Below are 24,314 nucleotides of genomic sequence, written 5' to 3'. Positions count from 1 at the left end.
TCAGACTGTAGACAAAAGGGCTGGGAATCAATTTGATTTCCAGCCCTTTTGTCTTTTTGCATAGTTGACTCTGAAAATGAAGGATAACTGGCCGTTGATCTCCGTTCCGGACGGGCGCTTTCCGGGGGCTTGCCCTCAGCCTCCTCGTCGCTTCGCTTCTGCGGGGTCTTCGCGCTGCGCTGATCCCCAGGAGTCGCCGTCCTGCACTTCAATCAACTGAATTTCTTAGGAGACATTCATATCTTTCAAGCAAAGAATGCAGTTGGTGGACTCCTTGTCCACCTAGCAAGTCTAACTAGATGTAACCGAAGACTTGAGAAACTGATATGAAATCAGAGAAAGTCTATGGAAATGTAAAGAGACCGTTGGACGCGTCTTTGCTGGTGCAAAGAGGAAGCATAGTTGGCGATGGACAACCCAGAACGCACTTAATGTATTGAATGTTTATCATTTTATTGAGTACAACAATATTTATGCTAGATCTTCCCTATACCGAATACAGTCTTTCAACCAATGGATAAATGAAAGAAAAATCAATTGCTGCATCTAATTTACGAACCAAATGGTCTTGTGGAACTAACTGTTCGATTGTAAGCATTTCCATCTGTTCCCGTTCATTAACTTGATTCTTCGTCATCATTTCCATCACCTCATTTGATTGTTGGGAGATTCTGTTGATTGTAGCGGAGAGCGGCGACTCCGTAGGGATCAGCGAAGCTCGAAGACCCTGGACTGAGCAAAGCGAGGGAAGCGGCTGAGGGCAAGCCCCTCGGAAAGCGTCCGCTCGTAGCGGAAATCAACTTTTCCTAGTTAATACTATTGTAAAAGAAAAAGACTGTAGGCAATCCCCGTGATTTCTGGAGTTTGTCTACAGTCTCACACACCTTCCGTAAAGAAGGTGTGTTTTATATTGTATTTCTATCCTATTCACATGAGCCATTTTGCTGGATCAATGAAATCTGTCCAGCGTGCATGCCGGTATGGTACATCAGACGTCCTACTGCTTCTAGCGGTGAAGAGACTCCCATAGGCGATTCTATAGGAGCCCTCCAATCTTCTTCAGGTAGTTCTTTCATTGCAGCTACGAAATGAGCATTAGAAGCTGCCAGTAACTCCACAAGTTGCTGTATCGAATCGGATGACGTTTGAGCAGGATATTCAGGTTTCGTTTTTCCGAAGAACCACTCTGCAAACATATATTCAACTTCAGCCGTATGATAGAGAAGCGCGCGGATCGAAGACTTTCCTAGCGTCAAATTAAGATCCGATTCCGGCAACGCTGAAGTTGTATGCGTAAATCGTTGTCGCAGTGCCTCCCATAGTGGGAGTACAGTCGAATAAGACATTTGGACATTCTCCTCTAGGTTAGAATTAGACGTTGGCTTTGTTCTTTTTGTCCACAACAACGTGTGTGAATACATCTCCAGAGATGTTCACATCGAATGCCATTCCAAATCCAACAACATAACGCCCCATTGATGGTGTCAGTTCGAATAGTGAAAAGTCGAGCCCACGGAGCACATCCAGCAATTTCGAATCGAACTGTTCATTGAACAAGTCGAAAATGTCATCGTGTCCATCGTTTCCAATATTTTTTGGTGTGCAGCGTAATCGTATACGCTCTGTTGCAAATGGATTTTTCGTTGTAGATTCATCCGCAATCAGCATTGCATCGATCCACTCACTATTCTCCATATGGTAATAATGTTCTGCAACTTGGCTTATGTAAATGTACAGGTTGCCATGCTTCTTCACAAATGGAGCACAACTTGTAAACGGTTTTCCTTCTCCATCTAACATAGATAGGACAAGACTTTTACGCGTCTCCATAAATTCCAAATAAGAATTTTTGTATTTTTCAAGATCGATTGCTTTCGCCATGTGGCATCCCTCCAATAAAGTAATTATCGTGCTGTCCGTAATAAATGAATACGTGGTTTTCGTTCTGCATGGCTATATATCACTTCAGAATCCATTCTATACACTTCCCGGATCATCTCCGTTGTCATGACCTCATCGGGCGTACCACACATCGCCTTCTTACCACTATGTACGACGATAACTCGATCGCTATAATGCGATGCCTGGTTTAGATCATGCAGCACCATGACGACTGTCATACCCATCTCTTCATTCAGTTCTCGAACAAGTTCAAGGACTTCGTGCTGATGTGAGATGTCCAGATATGTCGTGGGTTCATCCAAAAGAAGGATTTGCGGTCGTTGTGCGAGTGCCATCGCAATCCACGCACGCTGGGACTCACCCCCTGAAAGGGACACGACAGTTCGTTCTAGATAATCCGTTAAATGTGTTTTTTTAATGGCCCACTCGATAATGTCCCGGTCATCGTTGGTCAGTTTTTCAAACCAACGCTTATGAGGATATCTCCCGTACGATACAAGATCGTATACCGTCATATCACTTGGTGCCTGATTTTTTTGACTAAGCATGCACAGCTTTCGGGCAATCTGTTTCGGATTCATCGCCTTGATGTTCATTCCGTCCAGTTCCACTGAACCAGATTCGTACGGCAGCTGACGGGAAATCGATTTGAGTAATGTCGACTTCCCTGACCCATTCGGCCCGATAATCGATACCACTTCTCCTTCATCCACATTAAAGGAGAAATCGTTGATAACCTTTTTCTGTTCATATTGAATGGAAATTGAGTTTACCGTCAACATCTTAGAACACACTCCTTCTCATCAAATACAGGAAATAAGGTCCTCCAATTACCGCCATAAGGATCCCCGCAGGAATTTCAAGCGGTGAAAATAATGTTCTTCCACCAGTATCTGCAACTAACAATACCAATGCACCAAGTGCCATACTCATCGGCATCATATACTTGTAGTTGGAGCCAACTAAAAATCTAGCCATATGAGGTACGATGAGCCCGACAAATCCAATCATTCCAATTGCCGCAACAGAAATGGCTGCTAAAAACACAGCCAATATTGAAAGCAGAATTCGGATACGATTGACGCTTTCGCCTAGGTTGGCGGCAACTTGGTCTCCCATTCGAATCACATTTGCTTTTCTGATCGCAAAGAAGGATAAAATCCAACCAACGATTGCATAGGGAAGTATCATGGTAACGACTGAATTCCCCTTTGCTGCTAAACTTCCATTCATCCATTGGACGGCAGAAGGAAGGCGGTCACTGTAAATAATCGATAAATAACCAACCACCCCTCCACACAGTGCATTGACCGCAACTCCCGCCAAGATAATTGAAATAGGAGATATCCCGTTTCTTCGCCATGCTAGCGCATAGACAATCGTCGCTGCCAGCAACCCACCAATAAGTGCAGCGAGCGGCATGAAGTGGGTGTACTCAGGCTTCGCAAGCATAATGACTAGGACAAAAACAGCCGCACCACTCGTTACTCCCGTTAGACCTGGATCTGCGAGTGGATTTCCCATGACAGCTTGCAAGATTGCCCCGGAAATCGCGATATTCGCCCCGATAATCAATGCCAAAATCACACGTGGCAATCGAATATTGAAAATAATCGTGTCATTTACATTGCCCGCCGTTGAGTGAAGGAGTGTCTCTAAAATATCAGGTACTGAGATTCGAACACTTCCTAATCCGATCGCGATCACCGCTGCCGCAATTGCTAGAAGAAACGTAATGACAACAATGATTCCGCTTCGAGATTTAGTCATGCGACGCTCACCTCTCTTCATTCATAAAAATAAGTTGAGATATCGGTAAGCGCCTTTTCTGCATTTTTAATAGACGTGACACCAAATACTCCGTAGTCCAATACTTCGATTTTGTCGTTTTGATAAGCAGACAGTTTTGTCCATGTATCATTGCTTTCTACTTCTTTTTTGAAAGCGTCTTCTGAAGCACCATGATCTCCTGAAGCTAGTACGAGGATAATGTCTGGGTCTGCAACGACAACGTCTTCCATATTAATCGGTGAATAACGATCTTTCACTTTCAAGACCGACGTCGCGATATTGTCTGCACCCAGTTTTTTTACCAAGCTCCCAACATAAGATTCATCATTCATGACCATGAACGAATCTGCAGTACCGATAACGAGCAATGCACTAGGCAGTTCTTTCCCTTTTCCTTGCTCTGTTAATTCATTCTCTTTAGAAGCTAATTGGTTAAGTACTTTGTCCATTTCCTCCGTCTTATCGAAGTATGTTCCGAGTGCTTTGAAACTGAGTTTCAGATCATCGAACGAATCAGTTGGCAGATAAGCCGTTGGTAGATCCATGCCTTCTAGGCTTTTATCCAGCGTGCTACGTAATGATTCCGCCCCTAAGATTAAATCCGGCGTCAAACTCGTAACCACTTCAAGATCCGGCTGCATTGGAGATCCGATTTGATCGATCTTTTCAAAGTTCGCCGGTAGCGGGTTTGTCGAAGTTGGCACTCCCACTGGTGTGACATCCAGCAAATCAAGCATCTCTGCTAAAGGCACAGATGTGGTGATAATCCGTTCAGGTGAACCTTCCGGGAATTCGGCAAGTGTATCTTTCAGTTCCTTTTCATCCACACCGTCAGCTGTATTCGCATCCGTCTTCTCTACTTGCTCATTTTCGCCCGTTACAGGTGTTTCTTTTTCAACTTCCTCTTTCTCTGTTGGTCCACACGCAGTTAACACTGCAAGCAAACCAATGGATAATCCAATTAAAATCTTTCTCAATTCAGTTCCCCCTACATATGTATTGTTGTGTTTCCTTGGCATCCTCAGATTCTAATTGAGAATGAATTTCAATATCAATGATAACCATTCTCAATGTAACCTGTCAAACTATTTTTGTATCCTTCCAGCTTTTATGGCTCACGGATCTGTTATACAAATAATGAGTGAAAACGCATACTGCTTCTCGAACGCCCTTGAATTGAACGGTAACAGTTCTTCGTATTTATCGAAAACAGGATGAATTGGACGCAAAAAAACCTGCTATTGGAGCCGAAGCATAGCAGGTGCATTTTCTATTAGAATACATTTACAACGAAAGCTTATGAAGGATACATGAGTGATTTAAGATACAAAGGAACATCAACTTCTTCTAACAGCCCACAGGCTAGTAACCCTTTCATAATGCCGTCATTGGAACACGTATCTGTCACAAGGTCCGCTTTTTCCTTCAGTTCCGGTATGGCATTCCCCATCGCGATTCCTGTTCCAACACATTCAATCATCTCAAAATCGTTCGGCCCATCTCCGAAAGCATAACTGTTTTCAACGGTGATGTTAAGATGCTCCATCACTTTCAGGATACCGACCGCTTTAGATGCCCCTTTAGGAAGCATGTCCACCGCGTTTTCATCCCAACGGATAAATTCATAATCATTTTGATAGCGGTCCATATAGGGCTGTATGTCCTCCACATTTCCATATAGCTGGATCTGGTGAACAGGGGAATGTGAGTAGATGGCTTCATCCACACTCGGGTAATCCAGTTTCAAACGTCCTAAACTTCCCGCAACAAGGGGATGCTCTGCCTCGTTTACAGCAAATACTTCGGAATTGGAGTACGTGATCCCATGTCCTCTCTCTTTCGCATGCTTACTCAATTCAGTAAGGATTTCCTTATCCATCGGATTAGAGAACAATTCTTTCCCCTCATAGACTACATGCTGTCCATTCATCGAAATGTACGAATCGAATTCTAGTTCTGTAATCAGTTCCTGGAACATTCTAGGTGCCCGTCCTGTACAGATAACAGTAATAATTCCTTTTTTCCGAAGTGCGTGCAATGCCTCTTTTGTTGACGGTAAGATGGTTTTATCGTGACTCATCAACGTCCCATCCAAGTCAAAAAACACGATTTTTTTATTGGTCATTTCGATTCCTCCTAGCTATTATGAACTGAAAAAGATCAAGGTTCATCCAAGCTCATTTTGCACATGCTTCAGTCCACTTTCTCCACAATATACTTGTCTTTCAACGCTTGTTGCAACGAACTATGCGTGTCAATCGTTGAGAAATCCAATCCTAATTGGATGGAAGTCTGGGCAATTTCAGGACGAATTCCAGTGATGGTCGACTTAACACCAAGCAAGTTAAGCACTTGGATGACTTCGAATAGTTGGTTGGCAACCATTGTATCGATAATTGAAACACCTGATAAGTCGATAAATAATTTTATGATTCCCGCTTCCATACATCTAGCAGGAACAACTTCTAAAATCGCTTTTGCTCGTTCGGTATCTATATCTCCAACTAGTGGTAAAATCCCGATCGTCTCATTTATTTTTATAATGGGGGAACTCAGCTCAACAATTAGACTTTGTTGGGCATTTAAACGCGTTGTCATTAATTTGAAGTACATAGCAGAGAATGCTGTCAGTAATTCGTCGAAAGCTACATGGATTGTCTCACCCCACTGCAAGACAACCGTAACAGGAACTGTTTCAGTTTGCTGTCCGACAAATCGTTCCACTTGTCGCCAAAATACCTTTCGTACACGACTGAGGGCATCGACCACTTCAGCTATCGATGTATTGGATGCAAGACGGCTCTTCGCAATCAGTTCCGCCCATTCCTCTTTTTGTTCTTCAAAGTTTCCACTTGGACCTAACAAACTGCTGGCAATCGTTCGATTCGTCAAATTATTTTGCTCTCTTAATGTTTCCTCAGTGGCAGTTCCTGCATCACTGGAGTATATGGATTTCTTACCTGAGTCCCGGAGGTCAAGCCATTCATCTGTTATCGTTGTAATATTGTCCATTAAATAAAGATTCAATTCCTTATTCCAATCCATCATTTTTTCATACTCCCATCCCGTTCTGATATGTACATGCTTCACCACTATATAGTTTACATCAGAACCGCATTCTTTGCAGAAAAAACCGGAGAGTCTCCTCTCCGGTTAAGTGGTTAATGTAAAATTTTGACTCGAACTTTTTTAACGCCCCAAGCCATGGCAGAATCCAGCCCTGGTATGAACACATCAATTTTATGTCCTTTAATCGCTCCGCCTGTATCACCAGCAACTGCTTCACCATACCCTTCCACCCATACTCGGGAGCCAAGAGGAATGATGGATGGATCTACCGCAATGACTTTTTGGTTCGGATTTGCACGCAAGTTTATGCCGATTTTGGTCGTTCCGGAACATCCGTTGCAATATGCGGTATATGCAGTTGCAGTCATGGTAAGTTCTCTTCCTGTTTCCGCTGAAGCCGGAACCGTCTTAGGAACAGATGCAGTTTTGGTTGACACCACTTGCTTAGCTGCAGGTGCAGCATTCGATTTCTGTTTCGTTACCGGTGCAGCCGCGACAGCCTGTTTCATCTTCTTCATGTTCGTCGTTGAACCCGCCGCCTCTACGGAGACATTCAGCACATCTCCCGGGTGTATGAGTTCGCTTGCGAGCCCGTTCCACTCAATTAATGATTGCAAAGGTACAGCGTGCGCTATCGCAATTCGGTATAAATTGTCTCCAGGTTGTACGGTGTACGTAAGTGAGGGCTTCTCTTCCAATAGAGGGTTATCAGCAATAAGTTCCGATCCAACTGCTGGTGTAAATGGATACACTTCTCGACCCTCGGCCACTTCAGATTTGTCTGTTGAAACAGATCCCTCCGACTCAGCAGTAACGGGAGCTGTCAGCGATATGAATGCCAACAGGAAAACAGTTGCTTGTACAATCTTTCTCAAATGAGTTCCTCCTTCAATGATTAAAAATGCGCGTCGTCTATCCTAATTTGTCCGACGCTGCTTCTAAGTATTTCCACACCTATACTTTTTAATCATTCATTTGATAAATGAAGAGTTTCTCATTTTGCGGACAAACATGTAGCAGATTCCCTTTGTTTGGGAACCTGCTACATATTTAGTGATTGTTTACTATCATTTCATTAGTTTCCGGTTACGGAATCAGCCATATGGAATCCTGAATCGCCACACGCTAAATGGAATCAGCCGTATGAAGTCTAGAATCGGCCAGATGGAGCGTTGAATCGGCCAAATCCGAGGAAGTATCGGCCACGGGAAACAATTCCATAGGATTCAAGGAGTTTCTGGAAGAAAGTCACCCCTCTACTCACACGTCCATAAAAAAACTGTGAGCATACCAACATCCGTTGGTACACTCACAGTTTTTCCTATTAAAACATCTTTGTCGTCCATGTTTCTCCGTTCCACATTTTGTTTACGACACCTTCATAAAAATCCGGCTCATGGGAAATGAGCAGAACGCTTCCTTTGAACTCTGTCAGCGCGCGCTTCAGTTCAGCTTTCGCGTCGACATCCAAGTGATTCGTCGGCTCATCCAGCACAAGTAAATTCGTTTCCTGATTGACAAGCTTACACAAACGGACTTTCGCACGTTCCCCACCGCTCAATACTTTCACTTTACTTTCAATATGCTTCGTAGTCAGACCTACACGAGCAAGGGCTGCGCGCACTTCATATTGTGTAAAGTGAGGAAATTCACTCCATATTTCTTCCAAGCATGTTTTATCACTATCTGACTTCATCTCTTGTTCAAAATAACCGATTGCCAAATGTTCGCCACGTTCAACCGTACCAGACAATGCTGGGATTTCTCCAAGTAAACTTTTCAACAATGTCGTTTTACCGATACCGTTCGCACCAGACAGCGCGATTTTCTGGCCTCGTTCCATCTGCAGATCGAGAGGACTGGATAGCGGTTCATCGTATCCAATCACGAGCTGATTCGTTTCAAACAGATATTTACTTGGTGTTCGCGCCACCTTGAAGTCAAATCGTGGTTTCGGTTTTTCAGAATCAAGCTCAATCACTTCCATCCGATCGAGTTTTTTCTGGCGTGATTTCGCCATTCCGCTTGTCGCAGCGTTCGCTTTATTGCGGGCCACGAAATCTTTCAACCCTGCAATCTCTTTTTGTTGCTTTTTAAACGCAGCCTCCACTTGCTGTTTTTTCATTTCATGCACACGTAGGAATTCATCATAATCCCCGGCATAACGTGTGATCTCTTGGTTTTCCATATGATAAATCAAGTTTACGACACTATTCAAAAATGGAATATCATGTGAAATGAGGATGAATGCGCTTGGATAGTTTTGCAAATACGTCCGCAACCACTCAATATGCTCCACATCCAAATAGTTCGTCGGCTCATCCAATAGCAGAATATCCGGCTTCTCCAACAGCAATTTACCAAGCAGCACTTTCGTACGCTGACCACCGCTTAAATCGTTCACATCGCGGTCCAGCCCGAACTCATCCAGCCCAAGACCGTTTGCGACTTCTTCCACTTTAGCGTCCAAAATGTAAAAGTCCTGTTGCTCAAGGTCGTCTTGGATTTGGCCCGTCTCTTCCAAAATGGCTTCCAATTCGTCTGGATCTACATCCGCCATCTTCGCAAACAACTCATTCATTTCACTTTCCATATCGTATAAATACTGAAATGCGGTCCGTAACACATCGCGGATCGTCATTCCTTGCTTAAGCGCAGCATGCTGATCCAAATAACCGACACGGACACGTTTCGCCCAAGAAACCGTTCCCGCATCGGGTTCAAGTTTGCGCGTAATAATATTCATGAATGTCGACTTACCTTCTCCGTTTGCACCGATAAGCCCAATATGCTCGCCCGCCAACAGTCGGAACGATACGTCTTCAAAAATCGCACGATCACCAAAACCATGACTCAAATTCGTTACAGTTAATAAACTCATGATGTACACCTATTCTTTCTTCCCAGATTCAAGTGAAGTGGATATTTCACTACTTCACATCTACTCGCTATCATACTAAAAACAGCAAGCCACCGCCACCTTCTTAAGCAACACAAATTGAATGATGTGCTTCTATCACAAATCTCTTATGCTTCTTTCTCAACCACCTTAATGGTCTGTTTGTGAATAACATGGTTGGTTCCCCACTCGTGCATCGCTTCTAAAATCGGACTCAGCGTTCTTCCGTAATCTGTCATCGAATATTCCACTTTCGGAGGGACTTGAGGGTATACGACACGCTTGATGATGTCTTCCTCTTCCAACTCCCGGAGCTGTTTCGTCAGCATTTTTTGAGTAATCCCCGGCATGCTGCGCTTCAATTCACTGAACCGTTTTGTCCCTTCATGGAGCAGATACAGGATGATGACAGGCTTCCATTTCCCTACAACTATCCCGAGTGCCTCTTCCACTCTGCACTGTGAAACTTCACTTTCCACATGAACTCCTCCTATGGTATCTTTTCGGATACTATAGCACTTTCAAGTGCGTACTTCCATATAAGTCATCAGCTGACTATACTAGCAGAGAAGTGAAGAGGTATTATATTGACTCTTCACGCAAAAATAAGGGGGAATTCATCGTGTCTCAATCATTTTTGGAATCTGTAAAAAACCGGCGTTCCATTTATGCCATTACTAACGAACCGATCCTTTCCGATGAAAAACTTGAAGAACTTATCCAGCAAGCTGTAAAGCACACTCCATCTGCTTTCAATTCACAAACAGCACGCGTTGTTGTCCTTTTCAGTGAACAAAGCAAGCGACTCTGGGATATAACAAGTGATACTCTAAAGAAAATCGTACCTGAGGAGAATTTCGAATCGACTGCACAACGTATGACGATGTTCGGAAGTGGCTATGGAACGATTCTTTTCTTTGAAGATATGCAAGTCGTCGAGTCGTTACAAGAACAGTTCCAGGAATATAAAGAGAATTTCCCGACGTGGTCACAACAATCTTCCGGTATGGTGCAATATGTTATCTGGACAGCACTTTCTGATGAAGGATACGGCGCAAGTCTGCAACATTACAACCCTTTGATCGATGATGCAGTGAAATCGGAATGGAATCTTCCTTCTTCTTGGAAACTGATGTCGCAAATGCCATTTGGTAAAGTTGTCGCTCCTGCAGGCGAAAAGGAATTCCAGCCGATTGAAGAACGGTTGCATGTATTCAAATAAATCCAGACTCACCAAAGAGAATGCATCGACAGTCGATGCATTCTCTTTTTTCGCACTTATTGTGCTGCTATATGTTTAGCAGTCTCCCTGACAAACTGTGTATACGGTGACTCTGGCATCTGCGTCATATTGGAAACTGCACGTTCTGCAAGCTCGCGCGCGTGTGCTACTTCACCAAGCTGCTCTGCACACAATGCAGCGTAGGCATCCTTTTCATAGTAAATGGAAAGATCGAAAGGATGGTGCACATGCTCACTGATTGCAACTTGTTGCAACAAATGCATTGCATCCCTATAGCGGCCCACTCCGTAGAGGGCCTTTCCGCGCTCCAGTGCAAAGAAATTCGGGAAAAATTCATGTTCCGGCATCGGCCCCGTCAGTTTTGCTAGCTTTACAAGTGCCGTTTCATAGTCTTGATGGAACGAATTCAACTGATGGATACGAATCAGTTTCGTGTACCAGACTGCATGATTATCTTCTGCAAAGTCCCCGTATTGGAGAAGTTTCTGCTCATAATAATTGAGTTTGTCTTCATCATTGTCTATTACCGCTCGATAAGCTGCCATCCTGTATAACTGGTCGACTTGGTAGAAAATTGTTTTGTCTTTCGAATACCTAATCGCTTCATCCATTAACCGGGTTGCTTGTTCTGTATCGTTAACCGCAAAACGAAGAATCACTTCATAGGTGTATAAATCCAGACGTGTCAGAGGATCGATATAGCCACTCCGGCGTTCCACTTCAGCTTTCTCCTCCAGCAGTCGCGTGAGAGCTTCTTCATACCGGTGTTCCGTGAACAGAACCATCGCACGGAAAATGCCGAGTGCCGCCCGCCGAGGGAGGATATTGAGGGCTTCATACAGTTCGCATGCTTTTTCTTCCGCCGGTTTCCAATCCGGATACTTCAAGTGGAACGAAAGGCGGCTGTAAATTTCCAGCAACCGGGCGGATTCATATCCTCGGTTCAGTTTCGATATGAATGGACGTATGAGCTCTACCGCTTTCTCATAATTTGCTTCTATATCCGATTTGTATAGGACTTCAGCTTCATCCAGCAATGACCCGAGCTCACTGCCGCTCACCTCTTCCAGCAGTTCAGAAACTTCGACCCCAAGCCGCTCCGCTAAGTAATTGAGATTCTCCATTGAAGGATTTGCTTTATTGTTTTCTATCAGACTGAGCATCCCTTTGGTCATCTGCTCGCCTGCGCATGATTCCAATGTCATTTTACGTTCTTTTCTGAGCATGCGGATCCGCTCTCCTAATGTTTTCATCGCGTCTCACTCCTACTCTCATCGTTCAGTTTAATTATATTAAACTTTCTCTTGAAATGGAAGAGTGGTCGTGGTATTCTTTGTTTAATATCATTAAACTTTCTGAATGGAGTGATTATTTCGGATGTAAACGGTATGAAGCTAAAGCGCGCCACCTATCACTTGTGGACGTTCACTGCGAGTAAGATGATCAGTGCATTCGGTGCGCAGATTTACGCATTTGCCATCAGCTTTTACATTTTGCAGCTGACCGGTTCTGCCACGAGTTTTGCAGCCAATCTCATTTGCAGCATCTTGCCTCGCACCCTGATGGCGCCATTCGCAGGCTACGTTGCGGATACGTATTCTCGAAAAAGGATCGTTATTCTTGCTCAGATCGTCTCAACCATCGCTATCATTGGCCTCCTTATCATTAGCTTGACAAATGGATTATCATTGCCTGCCATTTACGCAACAACCGTGGTCCTATCATTAGCGTCCACATTTTCAGGCATCGCTTTCACATCTTCCATCACAGGTCTTGTCGATGAAGAGCGGATCCAAAAAGCGATGTCACTGAACCAAATGTCTGTCTCTTTTGCAGCGATTGGCAGTCCGGCAGTCGGCGGCCTGCTCTATGGTGCAGTTTCCATGCCGGTATTTCTCATCCTATATGCGAGTGCTTCAATTCTTGCTGTAGTACTTGAGTCGACGATGGATTTCAACTTATTTGCAAAGCGTCAAGTAAAGGAAGAAGGAACACCGAAAGAGAAGATGTTCGACAGTATGAAAGCCGGGTTAGCATATGCCCGTCTGCAGCCATTATTGATGGCGGTGATCTGGGTAGCACTGCTTGTCAACTTCCTGTTCGGTGCAGTCCAAGTCGGCTATTCGTTCATCCTCATTGAAAAATTGAAGATACTTCCCGCTCATTTCGGCCTGATTGAAGGGGGAATGGCGGTCGGGATACTTTTAATGTCCATCTATCTTGCAGCACGCAAATCGTTTTCCTCACCTTTGTCTGTATCCAAATGGGGAATTGCATCAATGGGTCTGTCGATGGGTCTAATCGCAGTGCCGCTGTTATTTTCCCTGCCATACGGCGGCATATTCACTTTTTACTTAACGCTTTCTTTCGTCAGCGGAGCCTTAGGGCCACTCGTTAACACGCCTATCCAAGTGTTCATGATGAAACGGATCGACGACGACTATAAAGGCCGTGTATTTTCCATCTTGGAAACGATGGCAATGGCGCTCATGCCACTCGGAATGGTGCTATTTGGATTTTTGTACGATGTTCTTCCGGCACCCTGGATACTCATCAGTTCCAGTGCATTACTGATCTTGACGGTGTTCATCCTTCTGAGAGCTTCTGTCATCCGACAAGTGACGGGTGCGAATCCTGAAGAGAGACTCGATACGGCATCCACTTAAAAATACCTGCTTCTGTATCTTCATGAAATTTCTATTTCAATTCCATCTAGCATAAGCTCTCTAAAGCTTCATTGGTTATCACTTCTTTTAGAGAGTGAGGAATTGCCGTTGAAATGGAAACTAATCATCGTTTCTGTTCTGGTTGTTACAGGATGCATCGGCTATAACATGCTAGTATCGGATAAATCCTTACATGGATTATGCTTTCCTTCTGCCTTTGAAAAGACAGACATCACCTTGCTGGATGCTTATTTTATTGGTATGGAGAAAGCGAAGGATTTCGATCCGAATCCTGAACTCGTCTTTATGAATAGTGTAAATGATGGTGAAGTGAGTGGAAGAGATGGGAAACGCGGGAATTGGCAAGGGTATATCTCGCTCACAGAAACCAAAAAAAGTTTAATTTTCGCTATCGAAAAGGGTAAGTTAATTAGCTATAGGGTTGGGGATATCTCCTATGAGAAGACGATCAAACCTTCTTCCATTAAAATCGATAGCAGTTTAATCGTGAAATCCGCTATCAAGGAATTCCATCTGGAACCTAGTCCTAAGAATGATTCGTTTTCCAATGGTTTTCATTACCGTCTAATAAGGGATGCTGAAAATATATTCATCTCCGTGGATGGACTGATCAACGGCAAGCAAGCAGAGATCTATTATAATCCTGAAACAGGTGAATATATGGGAAGAGTTCAATCCAACTAACTCCACAAAAAAGCAGAACCCACGTGGTAACCGTGTGGGCTCTGCTTTATTATTGACCTCATTTCACTCTTATTGCGACTCTTCAAGCGAAATCTCTTCCACATCACTTCCATCAGGATTCATCTTATACAAAGCATGATCCGGACGTCTTTCTCCAAACTGTTGATCGACCATGAAATAGACTTTACCGTCTGCTCCATAGATGGGGTAACCCGCATAAGCGTGCAGTTCTGTTAGCTGGTCAATACTTTGTGAATCCCAATTATACGAAAACAATTCGTATTCATAGGTGCCTTCTGAATCAGTCCCTGCTACGGCTTGATAAACAAGTTCAGAACGGTCAGGAATAAGTACAAAATCATATAGATCCTGGGTGTCTTCTGGAATACTGATGACCATTTGCCGATCCGGATTGGCTACGGGGATTTTAAAAACGCGCCCCTTTGTTTCCAAGAATTGGTCTTCTGTTTCACTATCTGCATCGTCATCCATTTGAATATAAATCGAGTCGTCTTCACTGGATACTTGGAGGGATGCCATACTGTATTTGTTCAGGTCCGTATGCTGCTGATGCTCGCCGCTCTTCAATTGGTAGCTATGTACGTCGAAGTCGTATGGATACAAACTTGCTCCAGGTGAATAGGGAGAGAATCGGTCTGCTTGGATATAAAATAGCTGGTTTTCATCTTTCGGATCAATGACGATTTCCATTACGATTGCCTCTCTAGTAAAAAGAACTTCATCCTCACCTGTTTCGATATTCACTTGATGGAGTGCGCTGTTGCTGTCTTCGTTCAGCTCTTTGTCCGAAGTTACATAGAGGACCGTTTTCCTATCAGGCATGATTGTGAGATCTAAGATGGATTGGTCCGCAGAAAGCTGGACGACTTGCCTAACGCGATCCGATTTCACGTACACTGTCGGTTGCCCTTTTTCGTATTGGACATACGCAATCTCCCCTTGTTTCGAAACGTCAAACAGGCCATTCAGTCCTTGCTGTTTTTCTTCGTCTGGAATACTATACGTGAAGCCAAGCAGCAAACAGGCCCCTGTAACGAGTACAATGACACCTGCGAACAAAATGGTTTTCCTCACAGCATTCCCTCCCCAGCAGCGAGCGCCTTCCATATTTGCAAAAGCACAATAGGTATCACGAGCTGAATGACCGCAACACTATACGCAATTCTTTTTTGCTGTGTTCCCATTACCTTCATTTGAACGATATAGGCAATTCCATAGAACACGAAAGGTACGAATAGTTTCCATAGATCACCGTTTCCATCTTCACTATACAAATAGAACAGATAGACGAAGTACCACGTACCGATTGCTAAAACGATGCCAATTGTAATATTGAGAGCGTGCAGCACGTTTACGCTGGCTGCCCGTTTAGGAATCAGACTTGTTTGATAGATCCCAGCGACGATTCCCAACAATAACAATAGACCGGCATTCGACAGAATAGATGAATAAGGTCGCGGCATACCAAGTGCAAGAAACGTGCCATAGCCGGCAAGCATTGCATGAATCACCAGAAGGATATTCTTTACACAGCGCCGATGCATCCGATTTTCGGGATGCGTTGAGCTGAAAAGGAGTGCGGAACTCATCAAGACACTGATGAGTAACCACCCCATATGGGCATCCCCAAAAGTGAATAATTGAAAAAGGTATACGATATATGTAAATAGAAGTGAGCTGATGGATAGGCAAAACGGCAGCTTGAGTAAATAAGACCCCATGGTTCGAACCCCCATAATACGATGAACACGTTTAGTTCCAGAATACCATTATGCACAAACTTTCAAAATTACACGTTCATAAAGATCCGATTGTCATTCAGGGGATTGATCTGTTCGTTTTTGCTTTCTTTCTAAATACTCCATCCTGATTTTCTCCAGTTGCTGCTTTTTATCGAAAACTTCGGGCTTGCGTTTTTCATGATACTTCGACACAGCCTTCAATCCTTTGTAATCCAATTGATATTTCCCCACTTTATCCGCCTCCTTTTCTTGTCTTTATAGATATTCTATTTTGCTCGTTCCTTGAAGACACCCGTTAGAAATCGCCCAATTATTGTTGTTTATCCATGGAAGCCTTGCTGAGCATGGCATGGTCTATCCCTCCATGGGCACCCATCTGAAAATGAGAGTTCAAGTGGTTGCACGTATCTCTCACTCAATTGTAACATTTATTACAAATAAGAATAGACATGAATGATAGAGGATCGTGATTTTTTTGCAGAAGCACTATTCGCAATGAACGTAAAAACCCGCTCCTCCTGAAATGCCAAGGAGCAACGGGTTGGCGAATCTATTATTGGGCTGACTCCAAAATATCCACGATTTCCAAATAGCCTTTGTCCTTCGCATGCTGCAATGGAGTCACGCCATCCTTGTCCGTAATCGACTGATCTGCTCCATGGTTTAGCAGAATCTTGATAATCTCTTGATGCTGTACGCCACCATCGCTCAAAATCACCGCTTCCATAAGCGCGGTCCATCCGAGTCGATTCACATGGTTCACGTCAACGTCCGTTTCGTTCAACAACTCTTCCACGACTTCGACATGTCCACGCTCCGCAGCTGGAATGAGTGCAGTTCCCCCATACCGGTTCGTAATGGTTGTGTCCGCTCCCCCTTCAATCGCAAATCGTAAAATATCCAAATAGCCTTCCGCTCCAGAATAGAGGAAGCAGTTGTTCTGCATGTTGTCTTGGATATTCAGATCCGCTCCCGCGTCAATCAATGCTTTCGCTGTATGAGGGTCATGATTGTACGTCGCAATCATTAGCGCTGTTCGTCCCTCGCTGTCTTGTATGTTCAAATCTGCATGCTGTTCAATCAGTTCCTTCACTTTCTCTGTATCTTGCTGACTGGCAGCTTCCAATAGTTCAGTCGTCATCAAATCTCCTCCTCGTCTTGTTTCCGTATTCCCGTCTTGCTCATCAGGCACACATGAAGACAGCAGAAAAACAGCTATGCCTATTGCTAACAGATTGCGCACTGCATCCCCTCCTGACTTATTCGTTTGGAGCAACTATTTCCACTTTCATTCGATCCGGATCTTCAAAATAGACAGCGTAATGGGATTCTCCACCTGCGTAAGGATGCATGTCAGGATAAAGGATTCGTACGTTATGCTCCTTCAATTGACTAGTCAGTGAATCCACATGTTCCCTGGACTCCGCATGGAACGCCAAGTGATTCAGACCAGTTCGACAGCGGTGATAGGGCACATCCAGAAAACGTTCTTCCGTTTGGACGAATACGAGATACGTCTCCCCCAGCTTCCAACTCTTCCCTTCTGGCCAGTCTTGGTACAACGTATATCCGAGTTCCCCGAGCAGCCATCCCCAAAACTCCACTGAGCGCTGCAGGTCAGATACATAGAATTCGATGTGATGAAGCAATCCTCTCATATGTAGTTCCCCCTTCTGAAAAGCGCCCGCTACTCATGCTGAATAGCGGACGCTCCGGATACCTTCATTATAACGCAGCTTGGATCGTTTTCCGATAATATCCGATCGTCAAGAACGCAAACACTAAATAGATGGCAATATAGACGGCCATGGCAATAACGGTAGGTACCGTAACATCGCTCATGAAAAGGAACGAAGCGGATTTCAATGCAAAAATCGAATGCAGCAATCCAATTGCAAGGGGCAGTCCGAATACGAATACTTGCTTCTTCACAACGCCTTTCATAATTTCTTGAACACTGAATCCTAGCTGGCGCAACGTTGTGTAACTTGCTTTCTCTTGTTCAGCTTCTGTCATCTGCTTGAAGTAGAGAATACTTCCCGTCGAGATAAGGAACACGAGGCCAAGGAATCCAGCTATGAAGATTAGCATTCCGCTGGATTGTAGCGCGATTTGGTATTGTGTATAGTAATCGAATCTTTTCCCAGAACTTTCGATTTCATTGTAAAGGCCCGTCGCTTCTTCAAGTTGTTCTTTATTTTGTAAATTGATGGCTGAAGTATGAGTCCGGGCCGTTCCATCTTGATCTGCGTAACCAGAATTAATTGCCTGGAATAGCTCATCTTTCACGACAAGTGTTGACGCAAAATCGACACTATTAAATGCATTTCCTTCTGCAAATCGTTCGATGGAAACAGTCTTGTTCAGCCCTTCAGGTTCAAGTATCAGGTTTACTGGAACATCCACAGATTTCAGCATCCAATAGATGGAACTATCCATTAAAATGCCTGAGTTTCGGTCTTTCACTTCAATGGGCAGACCAGCTTCACGCAATTGGCTCTCGCTTACGAGACGGATCTCCACGTCCGTGTAATGGAGCATCGGATTCAGTTCTTTCTCATACTCACTAACTACTTGAAGTCCCTCGATGTCAGATTCATGATATGAAATATTCGCCTTGTCAAGCATTCTCAGGAACTGATCAGCCGCAGGTGTATCTCCTACAATCATATAATCAAATGGCTGCATCAGCCGATTTTCTTTTCCCGATGAATAGTAGGTTGAATACGCAGCCGCAAGCATTGTCAGCGTCATTGCAGATAACACAGTAATGATGGTCAGTGAATTCGCATTCGCTTTTATCCGGTGCATTAATGGCGCTAAAGATAAGCTATTTGACAGGCCTAGATGACCGTTTTTAGAGCTTCGAATTTGGTAAAGTACCCATCCAATCGTAACTCGAAACAGCAGATACGTCCCGAGAATAACTGAAACCAGCACGGCGATCATATTGAAAAACAGCAAACTGTTGAGCATATGCCCCGATAGCCAATAACCGAATCCAATTAAGAGAATGCCTAAAATTCCTAGTACTGCAGAAACAAAAGGTTTCGCACTTTTAATGCGTTCTCCTGACTGGTCCACTTTGAACAGTTCAAGCAATGTACTGCGTTTAACCGTAATTGCCATTTGCAGAGAAGTTAGCGCTAGAAGAACGACAAACACGACTACTGTTTGCAGAATTGCAGCTACTGAAAACGACAACGTCAATACACCGTCTATTCCTACAAGTTTCATCAATAGAAGTAAGAACACTCTAGAAACGAGCAAGCCCACGCCGACTCCGATTGCAAGTGCGCCTGTTCCGAGCAAAAAATTCTCTGTCACCAGCATCCGGGTTACGTTGAATTTGGATAACCCGATCAGCTGATAAAGACCTACTTCCCGACTTCTCCGTTTCAGAAAGATTGAGTTCGCATAGAGAACAAATACACCCGAGATGAACAGCAATAAAATCCCAGCTACTTTGAAAGACGTTGACATGTTAAAAGAAGACGCCGTTCGTTCCATCACGGTTGTGTCATGCTGCAGCGATGCAAAGACAAAATAGAGCACAACACTTAAAATCAGAGCAAAAAAGTATAAATAGTAATGTTTCAAGTTTTTCCGCATGCTGCGGACGACAAGGTCAAAGAGCGTCAACGCTGTCACCCCCAAGAATCCCTTGCACTTTCAGGATTTCTTGAAAGAACTGCTGTCTCGTCTGATCCCCTCGATATAGCTCGGAGTAAATCGTACCGTCTTTCAGGAATACAACGCGATTGCAGTAGCTCGACGCGACAGGGTCATGTGTCACCATCATAATTGTGACATTCCGTTCAGCGTTTACTTGTGCCAATGTTCCAAGCAAAGACGCAGCTGATTTCGAATCGAGCGCACCCGTCGGTTCATCCGCAAACACAATTGAAGGTTCGTTGATCAAAGCCCGTGCTGCTGAAGTCCGCTGCTTTTGTCCGCCTGAAATTTCACCAGGGTATTTATTCGCCAGTTCTGTAATTCCAAGAGTCCGTGCAATCGATTTGAATCGATCTTCCGCCACTACTCGTTTCACGTTGCCAACCGAAATCGGCAGTAAAATATTTTCTTTCACGGTCAATGTATCGAGCAAGTTATAATCCTGGAAGATGAACCCGAGCTGATCGCGTCTGAATTGTGATAAATTACGGTTATTCATCGAAGAGATGTCTGTTCCATTTATCTTAATCGTGCCTTCAGTCGTACGGTCAATCGTCGCAAGTACATTGAGCAATGTTGTCTTTCCCGCACCTGAAGGTCCCATGATTCCAACGAATTCACCTTCCATCACACGGAAATCGATTCCTTTTAGAACGTGCTGTATTTGTCCGCGCGTTCCGAATGATTTTCGGAGTGAAGCAGCTTCTAGCATAGTTGTTTGTTGTGACACATAAAACGCCTCCTTGTTTCTATACACTCACTTTACTGCAGAAAAACAATGGAGTCGTTCGATTTGGATGACAAACACTGCGAGCAACCTTACAGTTTTGTAACTTACGGGTTGTGAAACACTTATTGCCGGTATCAGAGCTACGCAAATATCCTTCAAATTCGGATAACATGAAGTCTAGCAGTGTGCTCATAAAGCATGGAAATGTGATCATAAATCACCGATTGTGCTCATAAACTAAGATATGTGATCATAAATCCCGGATTGCGCTCATAAACCAAGAATTGTGATCATAAATTACGGATTGCGCTCATAAAACAAGAATTGTGATCATAAATCCCAGATTGTGCTCATAAAACAAGAAATGTGATCATAAATCCCAGATTGCGCTCATAAATCAAGAAATGTGATCATAAATCCCAGATTGCGCTCATAAACCAAGAATTGTAAGTACAAATCACGGTTCACGCTCATAAACAAAATAAATCGGGCTCAAAACTCACTATTTACGGGTTGCGTCAAAGTCATTTTCCGTTGGGAACGTCATCACCATATGTGTTCCCGTCGTTCCATCTGATTGTCCATGCAAGCGTACTCCTATTTTTTCAGCAGTCTGTTTGGCTAAATAGAGCCCCAGTCCTGTTGCAGCGTGCTGAATACGACCTGCATTCCCTGTAAATCCCCTATCGAAAATACGTGGCATTTCATGTGCTTGAATCCCTGGTCCTTCATCTGCCACAATCAGTGAAACGTATCCTGCCTCACCTACTTCAGCCTTAATGGTCACCGTACCGCCAGCCGGACTATATTTCACCGCATTCGTCAACAATTGCCGGAGGATGAAACGGCACCATTTCTGATCCGTCACGACTGCCACCTGTTCTCCTTCAATCTCGACAGCAATGTTTTTCTCCAAACACCACGGCATCAATTGACGCACTTCATCCGCAGCCAACCGAACGACATCGGTTTCTTCGACTACATAATCCGCTTCCAACGAAGGAAGTCTTGAGATATAGAGTTGCTGATCAATGAGCAAGTGGATCCGCAACCATTCCGTTTCAATCTTCCGAAACACAGGCTCTTGACGATTTGCATCAATCACTAACTTCATAGCAGTAAGCGGTGCTTTCACCTCATGTACCCAAGCTGCAGTATCGTTTTGCTCTGCATGCACAAATTCTCTCAAACGAGCCATCCGACTCCGATAAGACCCATCGACTTCACGGAACAGTTCAGTCAAAATCTTTTCTTGATGAAAGACAGGCATTGGAAGTCCCTCTTGCCAATCACTTGGCAGTTCGTTAACAAGCCGAGTGAGCGCTTGTAAATAGGCAGTCTCCTTGCGATAGCGCCATATGAAAAACAGAACAAAGATTACAAGTAATAATACATTTAAATATCCGATAGAGACACTGCTGATAGCGAGTCCTTTATCCAACACTAACAACAGATCCGTCAATAGGAGAGAACCTGCAAATAGAGCGATCCAGCTTTTCTTATCAGCAAGATAGGCACGCACCATCAGGATTTCCCCTGTAGGGTAATGGCCATATAGCCCATCCCTTTTTTAGTGACAATCGCTTCTTCCAACCCTAGCTCGCTTAATTTTTGCCGTAAGCGTGTCACGTTGACAGTCAGCGTATTATCATTGACGAAACGTTCATCATCCCACAACTTCCGGATCAGATCATCCCGTGACACAATTTCATCTTTTGACTCAACCAGAATGGAGAGGATGAAAAACTCATTTTTCGTGAGCTCGATCTCCTGGTCATCCCTTTGGATAACGCACCGCTTCAAATCGATCGTCGTCCCATTCCACTTTAGTTCATCTGTCGGGTCTTCCAGTTCTGCATACGAATACGCGCGTCGCAGTGTCGCCTGAATCTTAGCAAGTAAGACATCCATGTGAAAAGGTTTCTGTATGTAATCATCTCCACCCATGTTCATTGCCATGATGATGTCCATCGGATGGTCTCTCGAAGAAAGAAAGAGGATGGGCACGTTGGATACAGCGCGGATTTCCCGACACCAGTGAAAGCCATCATACGCAGGCAGTTGAATGTCCATAATGACCAGTTGTGGGTCCGACTTAGTGAATGGTTTCATGATATCGTGAAAGCTTTCTGGTCCAACTACTTTAAATGACCATTGTTCCAGTTGACTTTTCAATGATGAGAAAATCGCTTCATCATCTTCCACGATAAAAATAGTTTCTTCCATTTTATTCTCCTTCCTCAGAGCTGCATACGGCTTAATACATGCAACGTATCCAATACATGCTCTAAAAAGAGCGAGAGTTCAGTCATGTTATCTTCTGTGAGACGCGGTTTAAATTTAGCCTCGATGTCATTCAGCAACTCCGGGTTCTCTTCACCATACACATAACGAATCGTTTGTTTGAGTTCAATATCCTGTTCCCAGATCGATGCCATCACTTTTTCAATCCCCGTACATTCGACTTTAGGATCAACAACATTTTTTTGAAAACAGAGCGACAATGAACATGCCGGATTCGCATTAGGTTCCTCCATGATTTCACCCGCAAGATCATGGACACTAGCACGCAGCATGACTTCCACTTCAATTTCAGGGTGTTTACGAAGAACAAAACGTAATGCAAACTCGCGCGATAGTACCGCAAAGTCCATCACATCACGTCGATTTCGAATTTCAATTTGTTCTTCCAGTGTATCCAAATCATAGAGCTGATTTTCAAGAGCCACCTTCAAGTTATCAAATATCGTCGGATCGTACATCGTCCATCGGCCTCCCGTGAATTACAATTAGTAGTTAAAATTGTCTATCTATGTATCCAGAATCGTCTTACAACTGTGCCATCGTCTTCCGTAAAACTTTCGTCTTCTTGTCCGCCATTGTTCTGAATCGTTTTCGCCGACCCCATATTGTCATGATTACACGTAATGAGCACTGGATTTATTCCCAATGTATCTGTCACTTTCAATGCTTCCGAAAGCATCCAAGTCGCGTAACCTTTACGCCGTTCCGATGGTCGAACTCCATAGCCAATGTGGCCACCTACTTGGTGCAAATACTCATTTAAGTCATGACGGATATCAATCATTCCTACGATTCGATCCATATCGTCAACTAGGAAATAATTCGTACATGGAAGCCATTTCCCTTGCCCTTCTTCCCGCTTTGCTAGCTCCTCCAAATAGGATTCATAAGAACTCCCTTCCTCCAACTGAAAGCTGCTCGGCGTCATCCGGCTCTCATCCCATTCGTTCATATACGCAATGTGTTCCTCTTTCCATTTCAATGACGGTCTTTCAAGACGCATTACATCTCCTCCATTCCCTTTGGTTTCATGTCGGTTTTCAACAATTCAAAAGTTGGTTCTTCTTGCTGTGTATCTTCAAACCATTGAAACGCTATAAACTTGAATCCAAGCTTTTCTAAAATGTGGATGGAGGCAAGATTTCGGGAATCTGCGGAAGCGGTTATTCGTATTAGCGAAGAATGGGTCATGGCAATGTCTAGGCAAAGGGATGCAGCTTCAAAAGCAAATCCAAGACCCCATGATCTCTTTCGGAAATGGTAGATGAGCTCAGTTTCCCCAGGGTCCCCGTACCAGTTGAATCCAGCAGTCCCTACTAACTCCTCCGTTTTCTTATCCAGCACCCCATAGACAGACAAACCGTACTTCAATTGCTGTTCACTATACGCCTCGATCGTTTTGTGAAACTTCGAGAAATCCGACGCTCCCCCGCAAAGAGACATGACGGACTCATCACCCCAAATCTGTTTCAACGGCTCGATATGGGACGCCTCCAGACTTACGAGGCTGATACGCGGGGATTCCGCAATTACTGTTAGTTCTTTTGGATTCTTACACAAATCGTGA

Annotated in this window: 26 protein-coding genes and 1 pseudogene; 3 read left to right on the top strand and 24 right to left on the bottom strand. The window is 44.0% G+C overall.

Annotated elements, in window-relative coordinates; translation table 11 throughout:
- Positions 1-490: 490 nt before the first annotated feature.
- The 11 genes and pseudogenes from H9659_RS09650 to H9659_RS09600 form a co-directional block, all read right to left on the bottom strand.
- Positions 491-640 (bottom strand): annotated as a pseudogene (locus tag H9659_RS09650) (IS5/IS1182 family transposase); the annotation flags it as partial.
- A 283-nt stretch (positions 641-923) separates the two neighbouring features.
- Entirely contained in the window at positions 924-1,346 is a 423-nt protein-coding gene (locus H9659_RS09645) for a DinB family protein (protein ID WP_191689889.1), read from the bottom strand.
- Between the two features lie 25 nt (positions 1,347-1,371).
- Positions 1,372-1,881 (bottom strand): heme iron utilization protein, encoded by a 510-nt coding sequence (locus H9659_RS09640; protein WP_191689887.1) that lies wholly within the window; start codon positions 1,879-1,881, stop codon positions 1,372-1,374.
- Positions 1,882-1,904: 23 nt separating this feature from the next.
- The gene (locus tag H9659_RS09635) at positions 1,905-2,684 is read right to left on the bottom strand and encodes an ABC transporter ATP-binding protein (protein WP_191689885.1); all 780 of its coding nucleotides are present in this window, start codon (positions 2,682-2,684) and stop codon (positions 1,905-1,907) included.
- Between the two features lies 1 nt (position 2,685).
- A complete protein-coding gene (locus tag H9659_RS09630) occupies positions 2,686-3,672 on the bottom strand; it encodes a FecCD family ABC transporter permease (RefSeq protein ID WP_191689883.1) in 987 nt (328 codons plus the stop codon).
- A 17-nt stretch (positions 3,673-3,689) separates the two neighbouring features.
- Entirely contained in the window at positions 3,690-4,670 is a 981-nt protein-coding gene (locus H9659_RS09625; protein ID WP_191689881.1) for an ABC transporter substrate-binding protein, read from the bottom strand.
- A gap of 320 nt (positions 4,671-4,990) precedes the next feature.
- Complete coding sequence (locus H9659_RS09620) at positions 4,991-5,818, bottom strand: Cof-type HAD-IIB family hydrolase (RefSeq protein ID WP_191689879.1); 828 nt, start codon at positions 5,816-5,818, stop codon at positions 4,991-4,993.
- A 68-nt stretch (positions 5,819-5,886) separates the two neighbouring features.
- The gene (locus tag H9659_RS09615) at positions 5,887-6,741 is read right to left on the bottom strand and encodes an STAS domain-containing protein (protein WP_191689877.1); all 855 of its coding nucleotides are present in this window, start codon (positions 6,739-6,741) and stop codon (positions 5,887-5,889) included.
- 113 nt (positions 6,742-6,854) lie between these two features.
- A complete protein-coding gene (locus H9659_RS15675; protein ID WP_318240715.1) occupies positions 6,855-7,637 on the bottom strand; it encodes a 3D domain-containing protein in 783 nt (260 codons plus the stop codon).
- Positions 7,638-8,086: 449 nt separating this feature from the next.
- Positions 8,087-9,643: an ABC-F family ATP-binding cassette domain-containing protein gene (locus H9659_RS09605; RefSeq protein WP_191689875.1), complete on the bottom strand. Its 1,557-nt coding sequence runs from the start codon at positions 9,641-9,643 to the stop codon at positions 8,087-8,089.
- Between the two features lie 146 nt (positions 9,644-9,789).
- Positions 9,790-10,140: a winged helix-turn-helix transcriptional regulator gene (locus H9659_RS09600; RefSeq protein ID WP_191689873.1), complete on the bottom strand. Its 351-nt coding sequence runs from the start codon at positions 10,138-10,140 to the stop codon at positions 9,790-9,792.
- Between the two features lie 143 nt (positions 10,141-10,283).
- Between H9659_RS09600 and H9659_RS09595 the strand changes: the two genes are divergently transcribed.
- Positions 10,284-10,883 carry a nitroreductase family protein gene (locus tag H9659_RS09595; RefSeq protein ID WP_191689871.1) on the top strand — a complete coding sequence of 200 codons (600 nt, stop codon included), beginning with the start codon at positions 10,284-10,286 and terminating at the stop codon, positions 10,881-10,883.
- Between the two features lie 56 nt (positions 10,884-10,939).
- On the opposite strand, the gene H9659_RS09590 is transcribed toward H9659_RS09595, so the two are convergent.
- The gene (locus H9659_RS09590) at positions 10,940-12,157 is read right to left on the bottom strand and encodes a helix-turn-helix domain-containing protein (RefSeq protein WP_191689869.1); all 1,218 of its coding nucleotides are present in this window, start codon (positions 12,155-12,157) and stop codon (positions 10,940-10,942) included.
- Positions 12,158-12,292: 135 nt separating this feature from the next.
- Between H9659_RS09590 and H9659_RS09585 the strand changes: the two genes are divergently transcribed.
- Both H9659_RS09585 and H9659_RS09580 read left to right on the top strand, forming a co-directional pair.
- On the top strand, positions 12,293-13,570 hold the full coding sequence (locus tag H9659_RS09585) for an MFS transporter (RefSeq protein ID WP_191689867.1): 1,278 nt from the start codon (positions 12,293-12,295) through the stop codon (positions 13,568-13,570).
- A gap of 108 nt (positions 13,571-13,678) precedes the next feature.
- Complete coding sequence (locus H9659_RS09580; protein ID WP_191689865.1) at positions 13,679-14,275, top strand: hypothetical protein; 597 nt, start codon at positions 13,679-13,681, stop codon at positions 14,273-14,275.
- A gap of 69 nt (positions 14,276-14,344) precedes the next feature.
- Here the strand turns inward: H9659_RS09580 and H9659_RS09575 are convergent, their stop codons facing one another.
- The 12 genes from H9659_RS09575 to H9659_RS09520 all read right to left on the bottom strand — a co-directional run bounded on the left by H9659_RS09575 (position 14,345) and on the right by H9659_RS09520 (position 24,307).
- Entirely contained in the window at positions 14,345-15,370 is a 1,026-nt protein-coding gene (locus H9659_RS09575; protein WP_191689863.1) for a TolB-like translocation protein, read from the bottom strand.
- Positions 15,367-16,017 (bottom strand): hypothetical protein, encoded by a 651-nt coding sequence (locus H9659_RS09570; protein WP_191689861.1) that lies wholly within the window; start codon positions 16,015-16,017, stop codon positions 15,367-15,369. The genes H9659_RS09575 and H9659_RS09570 overlap by 4 nt, the downstream gene beginning before the upstream one ends.
- A gap of 93 nt (positions 16,018-16,110) precedes the next feature.
- Positions 16,111-16,269 carry a hypothetical protein gene (locus tag H9659_RS09565; protein WP_191689860.1) on the bottom strand — a complete coding sequence of 53 codons (159 nt, stop codon included), beginning with the start codon at positions 16,267-16,269 and terminating at the stop codon, positions 16,111-16,113.
- A gap of 322 nt (positions 16,270-16,591) precedes the next feature.
- Positions 16,592-17,179, bottom strand: a complete 588-nt coding sequence (locus H9659_RS09560) for an ankyrin repeat domain-containing protein (RefSeq protein ID WP_191689858.1) — start codon at positions 17,177-17,179, stop codon at positions 16,592-16,594.
- Between the two features lie 118 nt (positions 17,180-17,297).
- Positions 17,298-17,696, bottom strand: coding sequence for a VOC family protein (locus H9659_RS09555; protein ID WP_191689857.1), 399 nt, complete (start codon positions 17,694-17,696; stop codon positions 17,298-17,300).
- Between the two features lie 67 nt (positions 17,697-17,763).
- The gene (locus H9659_RS09550; protein ID WP_191689855.1) at positions 17,764-19,680 is read right to left on the bottom strand and encodes an FtsX-like permease family protein; all 1,917 of its coding nucleotides are present in this window, start codon (positions 19,678-19,680) and stop codon (positions 17,764-17,766) included.
- On the bottom strand, positions 19,667-20,425 hold the full coding sequence (locus H9659_RS09545) for an ABC transporter ATP-binding protein (protein WP_191690020.1): 759 nt from the start codon (positions 20,423-20,425) through the stop codon (positions 19,667-19,669). The genes H9659_RS09550 and H9659_RS09545 overlap by 14 nt, the downstream gene beginning before the upstream one ends.
- A 520-nt stretch (positions 20,426-20,945) precedes the next feature.
- Positions 20,946-21,968, bottom strand: a complete 1,023-nt coding sequence (locus H9659_RS09540) for a sensor histidine kinase (protein WP_191689853.1) — start codon at positions 21,966-21,968, stop codon at positions 20,946-20,948.
- On the bottom strand, positions 21,968-22,669 hold the full coding sequence (locus H9659_RS09535; RefSeq protein WP_191689851.1) for a response regulator transcription factor: 702 nt from the start codon (positions 22,667-22,669) through the stop codon (positions 21,968-21,970). The genes H9659_RS09540 and H9659_RS09535 overlap by 1 nt, the downstream gene beginning before the upstream one ends.
- A gap of 14 nt (positions 22,670-22,683) precedes the next feature.
- Positions 22,684-23,205 (bottom strand): hypothetical protein, encoded by a 522-nt coding sequence (locus H9659_RS09530; protein WP_191689849.1) that lies wholly within the window; start codon positions 23,203-23,205, stop codon positions 22,684-22,686.
- Between the two features lie 44 nt (positions 23,206-23,249).
- A complete protein-coding gene (locus H9659_RS09525) occupies positions 23,250-23,750 on the bottom strand; it encodes a GNAT family N-acetyltransferase (protein WP_191689847.1) in 501 nt (166 codons plus the stop codon).
- Positions 23,750-24,307, bottom strand: a complete 558-nt coding sequence (locus H9659_RS09520; RefSeq protein ID WP_191689845.1) for a GNAT family N-acetyltransferase — start codon at positions 24,305-24,307, stop codon at positions 23,750-23,752. The genes H9659_RS09525 and H9659_RS09520 overlap by 1 nt, the downstream gene beginning before the upstream one ends.
- Positions 24,308-24,314: the final 7 nt, after the last annotated feature.

Source organism: Sporosarcina gallistercoris (assembly GCF_014836415.1).
Classification (GTDB): domain Bacteria; phylum Bacillota; class Bacilli; order Bacillales_A; family Planococcaceae; genus Sporosarcina; species Sporosarcina gallistercoris.
Note: the sequence above shows the minus strand (reverse complement) of the source record. Positions and strands in the feature narration are given on the sequence as shown.